Source organism: Nostoc sp. UIC 10607, from assembly GCF_047228265.1.
GTDB classification, from domain to species: domain Bacteria; phylum Cyanobacteriota; class Cyanobacteriia; order Cyanobacteriales; family Nostocaceae; genus Nostoc; species Nostoc foliaceum_A.
Map to the genome: position 1 here is coordinate 1 of NZ_JBIQNW010000204.1, position 964 is coordinate 964.

Here is a 964-nt window from a genome sequence, read left to right on the forward strand (position 1 = left end):
AACCTGAGTTCGGGATAAGGAAAGGGACAGGTAGTAAGCTGAAAATAACGTCAAATCCAGCACCTGTCCTATGTTTAGTTTAGAATTTTTGTTCTGCCATGTAGATGATTTTTGTAAGGCGTTTGAAAGCCAATGGCACAAAAAGCTGTTAGTACATGGAGGAATAAGACGGATTCGGGCTAGAAGTCTGTGTTTGAGTGAAATAATGACGATACTGATTGCATTTCATCAAAATCACTACCGGAATTTCAAGCATTTTTATTTGAATCATGTCAAACAGCAATGGAGTTGTGCTTTTCCGGGACTTCCGAGTTATCAACGATTCATTGAATGGATACCATCAACCTTGATACCTTTGTGCGTTTACCTGAAGCATTGTTTTGGACGGTGTACGGGTATCGGTTTTATCGATTCAACATGTCTGAAGGTCTGCCATAATCGTCGGATTTCTCGGCATAAGGTTTTTGAAGGTTTAGCCTCTCGTGGAAAGACTTCTGTGGATTGGTTTTTCGGGTTTAAGCTTCATCTTGTCGTCAATGAACTTGGTCAACTCTTAAATGTGGTTCTTACTCCTGGTAATATTGATGACCGTCAACCAGTTCCCGATTTACTCAGTGATCTGTTTGGCAAAATATTTGGCGATCGCGGATATGTCTCTCAAAAACTGGCTTCTCAACTTTTGCAAGAGTTCGGCATTAAATTTTTTGCCAAACCCCGTCGCAACATGAAAAACCATCTGATGCATCTCCATGACAAGCTCTTATCCCGTAAACGCTCCATTATTGAGACTATTAACGATCAACTTAAGAATATTTCTCAAATCGAACATTCTAGACACCGAAGCCCCGTTAATTTCTGTGTTAACGTTCTGTGCGGATTAATCGCTTATTGCCATCAACCTAAGAAACCCAGCCTTCAGATGGAATGGCTTTTACCTCAATCTGCTTAACCCGAACTCAGGTTA

Annotated in this window: 1 protein-coding gene; it reads left to right on the top strand. The window is 40.7% G+C overall.

The window, feature by feature from the left end; genetic code table 11:
* The first annotated feature begins 70 nt into the window (after window positions 1–70).
* Window positions 71–949: an IS982 family transposase gene (locus ACEYW6_RS36390; protein ID WP_412983636.1), complete on the top strand. Its 879-nt coding sequence runs from the start codon at window positions 71–73 to the stop codon at window positions 947–949.
* Window positions 950–964 lie beyond the last annotated feature (15 nt).

Excerpts from the sequence above, each read along its gene's own strand:
- ACEYW6_RS36390 (WP_412983636.1), top strand. The coding sequence starts at position 71 with ATGTTTAGTTTAGAATTTTTGTTCTGCCATGTAGATGATTTTTGTAAG.